At 76.0% G+C, this 4,622-nt stretch carries 5 protein-coding genes; 3 read left to right on the top strand and 2 right to left on the bottom strand.

From position 1 onward, the window contains the following. Window positions 1-579: deoxyribodipyrimidine photo-lyase (locus CTKZ_RS10515; protein ID WP_148090480.1), on the bottom strand; the 579-nt coding region annotated here is incomplete at its 3' end. A gap of 74 nt (window positions 580-653) precedes the next feature. On the opposite strand from CTKZ_RS10515, the gene CTKZ_RS10510 reads away from it, so the two are divergent. Both CTKZ_RS10510 and CTKZ_RS10505 read left to right on the top strand, forming a co-directional pair. Then, on the top strand, window positions 654-2,207 hold the full coding sequence (locus CTKZ_RS10510) for a peptide MFS transporter (RefSeq protein ID WP_124342905.1): 1,554 nt from the start codon (window positions 654-656) through the stop codon (window positions 2,205-2,207). A 100-nt stretch (window positions 2,208-2,307) separates the two neighbouring features. Next, entirely contained in the window at window positions 2,308-2,976 is a 669-nt protein-coding gene (locus CTKZ_RS10505; protein WP_124342904.1) for a 4a-hydroxytetrahydrobiopterin dehydratase, read from the top strand. Window positions 2,977-3,063: 87 nt separating this feature from the next. On the opposite strand, the gene CTKZ_RS10500 is transcribed toward CTKZ_RS10505, so the two are convergent. Next, entirely contained in the window at window positions 3,064-3,588 is a 525-nt protein-coding gene (locus tag CTKZ_RS10500; RefSeq protein ID WP_124342903.1) for an SEL1-like repeat protein, read from the bottom strand. 285 nt (window positions 3,589-3,873) lie between these two features. Here CTKZ_RS10500 and CTKZ_RS10495 point away from each other — a divergent pair, with 285 nt between their 5' ends. Continuing rightward, complete coding sequence (locus tag CTKZ_RS10495) at window positions 3,874-4,599, top strand: copper homeostasis protein CutC (protein WP_124342902.1); 726 nt, start codon at window positions 3,874-3,876, stop codon at window positions 4,597-4,599. Window positions 4,600-4,622 lie beyond the last annotated feature (23 nt).

The following is a 4,622-nucleotide window of genomic DNA, read 5'->3' as shown; positions in this document are numbered from 1 at the left end:
CGCCGCCTCGCCCGCCCGGGGCAGGTCGACGTCCGTGCCGGGCGCGGCGGGCGGCCCGTCCGACGGCAGCGACGCCCACGGCACGGACCGCGGCCGCGGGGCCGGCGCGGACCAGCCGTGGTCGAGCCATGCCCGGCGGAACGGCGTGAACACCTCGAAGGGCGTGCCCTTGCCCGTGCGCAGGCGGCCGGGCGCGACCGCGTACGGCGACCCCGTCGGGACGAGCGGCACATCGCCGAGCGCGCGCTCGACCGCGTCGTCGCGCCGACGGCCGAACGGCTCGGTCGCGGCGGTCACGTGGACCGCAGACGCCTCGACCTCACGGGCCACCGCCGGGACGACGTCGGCGGGCCGGCCGCGCCGGACGACCAGCCGCCCGTCGGTCGCCTCGTCGAGCGCGCGCAGCGACCGGGCCAGGTACGCGAGCCGCGGGGCGCCGGCCGCCGACCACAGGGTGGGGTCCACCACGAAGAGGGCCACGACCTCGTCGTCCGCGCGCCGCGCGGCCTCGACCGCGGCGACCAGCGAGGGGTTGTCCGCGAGCCGCAGGTCGCGGCGGAACCAGTGGATCGTGGGCACCCGGCGACGGTAACGGGGGCCGACGCAGGCGGCGACCGCTGGTGCCCGCGGTCCGACGGCGGTTCCATGAACCCATGAGCGAGCAGACGGAGCCGTCCGGCGCGAGCGCGCTGCGCGAGCCGTCCGAGGCCCCGCAGCGCCGCGAGGTGCCACGGGACCGCGCGTTCTTCGGCCATCCGATGGGCCTGTTCACGCTCTTCAACACCGAGCTGTGGGAGCGGTTCAGCTACTACGGCATGCGCGCGATCCTGCTGTTCTACCTGACGGACTCCGTCGCGAACGGCGGGCTCGGGCTCGACGACACGCTCGGCGCCGCGATGGTCGCGGCGTACGGGACGGGCGTCTACCTGCTGTCGGTCGTCGGCGGCTGGCTCGCCGACCGCGTGATCGGTGCGCGCCGGTCCGTCCTGTACGGCGGCATCGTCATCGCGGCGGGGCACGTCGCGCTCACGATCCCGTCGGCCGGGTTCTCCTACCTGGGCATCGGGCTCGTCGCACTCGGCACCGGCCTGCTCAAGCCGAACGTGTCGAGCATGGTCGGCGAGCTGTACGGCCGCGAGGACCCGCGGCGCGACTCGGCGTTCTCGATCTTCTACATGGGCATCAACATCGGGTCGCTCGCGGCGCCGCTGGTCGTCGGGCTGGCCCGGTCGATCGGCGGCTACCACGCCGGCTTCGCCGTCGCGGCCGTCGGCATGGGCATCGCGCTCGTGTTCTTCGTGCTCGGGCGCCGGCTGCTGGGCGGCGCCGGCGACGTGGCCCCCAACCCGCTGACTGCCGCGGACCGTCCCGCCGTCACGCGCATGATCCTCGTGGTCGTCCTCGGCGTGCTCGTCGCCGTCGCGGTCGCGTGGGTCGTCAGCGGTGGGTTCGGCCCGGCGACGTTCGTCGACGCGCTGTCCTACCTGGCCCTCGTCGCGCCCGTCGCGACGCTCTGGGTGATGTTCCGGTCGCCCAAGGTCACCGACCACGAGCGGTCCCGGCTGCGCGCGTACGTCCCGTTGTTCGTCGCCGCGACGCTGTTCTGGATGATCTTCGAGCAGGCCGCGAGCACGCTCGCGCAGTACGCCGAGAGCCGCACCGACCTCGAGGTGCTGGGCACGACGCTCTCGCCCGAGCTGTTCCAGTCGATCAACCCCGCGCTCATCATCCTGCTGGCGCCCGTCTTCGCGTGGCTCTGGGTCAGGCTCGACGACCGACCGCCGACCGCCGTGAAGTTCGCGATCGGCTTGACGTTCGCCGCGCTCAGCTTCGTGTTCCTCGCGGGGATGTCCGCGGTGTTCGCGGACACGAAGTCGCCGCCCTGGGTGCTCGGCGGCGTCTACCTGCTGCAGACGATCGGCGAGCTGTGCCTGTCGCCCGTCGGCCTCGCCGCGACGACCCTGCTCGCCCCGAAGGCGTTCCGCGGGCAGGCCATGGCCCTGTGGTTCCTCGCGCCCGCGGCGGGCAACGCGATCACCGCGCAGCTCGTGCAGGCGACCGAGGGTGCGAGCGACACCGCGTACTTCGGGGGCATCGGCCTGGTCGCGCTGGTCTTCGCCGGCGCGATGTTCGCGATCGCCCCGTGGGTGACGCGCCACATCCGTGCGGGCGCCGAGTCGGACGCCGAGGCGGCCCTCCAGCGCTGACGTCCCGGCCGCGACCCCGTCCGCGCGCGCCCGTGGGCGAGCTCGGACGGGCGCGCCGACGGGGTCGTGCGTGGCGCCCCCCGGTGGGAGGGTGGGCCGCATGGGTGGATCCGAGAAGCTCCCGCACTCCGTCGTCACCGACGCCGTCGACGCCCGGCACTGGCGCGTCCTGCTCGGGCGGCTGCGCGCGACGTTCCGTACCGCCGACTTCGCGCAGGGCGCGGCGTTCGTCGCCCGGGTCGCCGAGGCCGCCGATGCGGCGAACCACCACCCCGACGTGCTGCTGCGGTGGGGGCAGGTCACGGTCACGACGTCGAGCCACGACGTCAACGGTCTGACGCGGCGCGACGTCGACCTCGCCGGCACGGTGACCGCGCTCGCCGACGAGCTCGGCCTGACCGCCGACGTGCCGCGCAGCGAGCTGCTCGAGGTCGCGGTCGACGCGCTCGACATCCCCGCGGTCCGGCCGTTCTGGAAGGCCGTCCTGGCGTACGAGGACCAGCCCGGCGACGACAACGGCCTCGTCGACCCCGCGGGGGAAGGACCCGCGTTCTGGTTCCAGCAGATGGACGAGCCCCGGCCGCAGCGCAACCGCATCCACCTCGACGTCACGGTGCCGCACGACGAGGCGCAGGCGCGGGTCGACGCCGCGGTCGCCGCCGGCGGGCGGCTGCTCTCGGACACGCGCGCGCCCGCGTTCTGGGTGCTCGCCGACCCCGAGGGCAACGAGGCGTGCGTCTGCACGTGGCAGTCGCGCTCGTCCTCCTGACGACGACCATGCCCGGGCGGACGGATGTGCCCGGGCCGGCGCCTCGCCCGTCGAGCCGGCGGACCGGTGCCGCCCGCGCGTGCCGGGCTACAGCGGGTTCGACCCGTCGAGGTTGAGCGCGTGCCCGCGGCGGAAGAACTGGCGAGCGGCCAGGTGCCCGTGCTCGGCCGCCATCCGGAACCACGGCTCGGACGCCGCGAGCCCGTCGCGGTCCTCGACGAGCCGGCCGAGCTCCCACATCGCCTCGCGGTCGCCCTTCTCGGCCGCCGCGCGGATGAGCCCCTCGGCGCCGTCGAGGTCGCCCTCGATCTTGAGCATGAGCCCGCGCACGCGCATCGCCCGCGGCACGCCCGCGTCGGACGCGGCGACGAGGTCGTCCAGCGAGCGGTACTGACCGGCCCGGTGCAGGGCGCGGAGCCCGAGCCCTACGAGGCCCAGGCCCCAGAGCCACCACACGAGCGGCCCGGGCCCGCTGCGGTCGCCGACGAACGCGAGGACGCTGAGGACGGCGGACAGGACGAGCAGCAACGGTGCCGCCCATCGCCACAGCGTGACGACGGCCGACACGACGAGCACGAGGTACAGCACGGGCACGTCCCCCCTGGTCAGCACGCACGGACTGCGCGCGAGACGCATCCTGGCACTCTGCGGCGCTGTCCGGAAAGTCCGGTCGGCGACGGCGTCGCAGGACGGCGCCCGGGGTGCGAGGGGACGGTGAGCCGCTCGTCGGGGACGTCGTACGGGCGGGCGTGTGGTGGTGCCCGCGGGGACCCTAGGATCGCCGTGCGGCCGCGAGTGCGGCCGCGCACGCCGGTCGACGGCGACCGCGTCCCGGTGCGGCCGAGGGCGACGCGTCGTCGGCGCGACCGACACCGACGACGACGTGGGAGCGGGCCGATGCGGTTGGAGATCGCGGTGCAGGACGTGGCCGGTGCGACGACCGCCGCCCGGCTCGGGGCCGACCGGCTCGAGCTGTGCGCGGCGCTCGCCGCGACCGGCGGGCTCACGCCGAGCCGCGGGCTCCTCGACGCGACCGTCGCCGCCGTGCCGACGGAGGTCGGCGTCCACGTCCTCGTGCGCCCGCGCGCGGGCGGGTTCGTCTACGACGCCGACGAGCTCGACGTGCAGGTGCGGGACGTCCGGGCGGCCGTGGCGGCGGGTGCCGCGGGCGTGGTCGTCGGCGCGCTGACGCCGGACGGTGCGATCGACCTCGACGCGCTCCGCGCCCTCGTCGACGCCGCCGAGGGGCGCGAGACGACCTTCCACCGCGCTCTCGACACGGTCCCGGACCTCGCGCGCGCGATCGACGACCTCGCGCGGGCCGGGGTCACGCGCGTCCTCACGTCGGGCGGCGCGGCGCGGTCGGTCGACGGCACGGTGCGGCTGTCGGAGACGGTCGCCTGGTCGGCGGGCCGGGTCGAGGTCATGGCCGGCGGGGGAGTGCGGCCGGAGGACGTCGCGGCGCTCGTCGCGACCGGGGTGGACGCCGTGCACCTGTCGGCGAGCCGGGTGGTCGCGAGCGCGGGTGGTCCCGGCGGCGGCGCGGGTGGGTACACGACGACGGACCCCGAGGTCGTCGCCGCGGCGGCGGCCGCGCTCGGTCGCGGCGCGCGCGTGCGCTGAGGGCGCGTCGCGCGGGCACGGCC

This window comes from Cellulomonas algicola (assembly GCF_003851725.1).
In the GTDB taxonomy this organism is placed as follows: domain Bacteria; phylum Actinomycetota; class Actinomycetes; order Actinomycetales; family Cellulomonadaceae; genus Cellulomonas; species Cellulomonas algicola.
Note: the sequence above shows the minus strand (reverse complement) of the source record. Positions and strands in the feature narration are given on the sequence as shown.

Coding starts and splice junctions, on each gene's coding strand:
- CTKZ_RS10510 (WP_124342905.1), top strand. CDS start 654: ATGAGCGAGCAGACGGAGCCGTCCGGCGCGAGCGCGCTGCGCGAGCCG.
- CTKZ_RS10505 (WP_124342904.1), top strand. CDS start 2,308: ATGGGTGGATCCGAGAAGCTCCCGCACTCCGTCGTCACCGACGCCGTC.
- CTKZ_RS10495 (WP_124342902.1), top strand. CDS start 3,874: ATGCGGTTGGAGATCGCGGTGCAGGACGTGGCCGGTGCGACGACCGCC.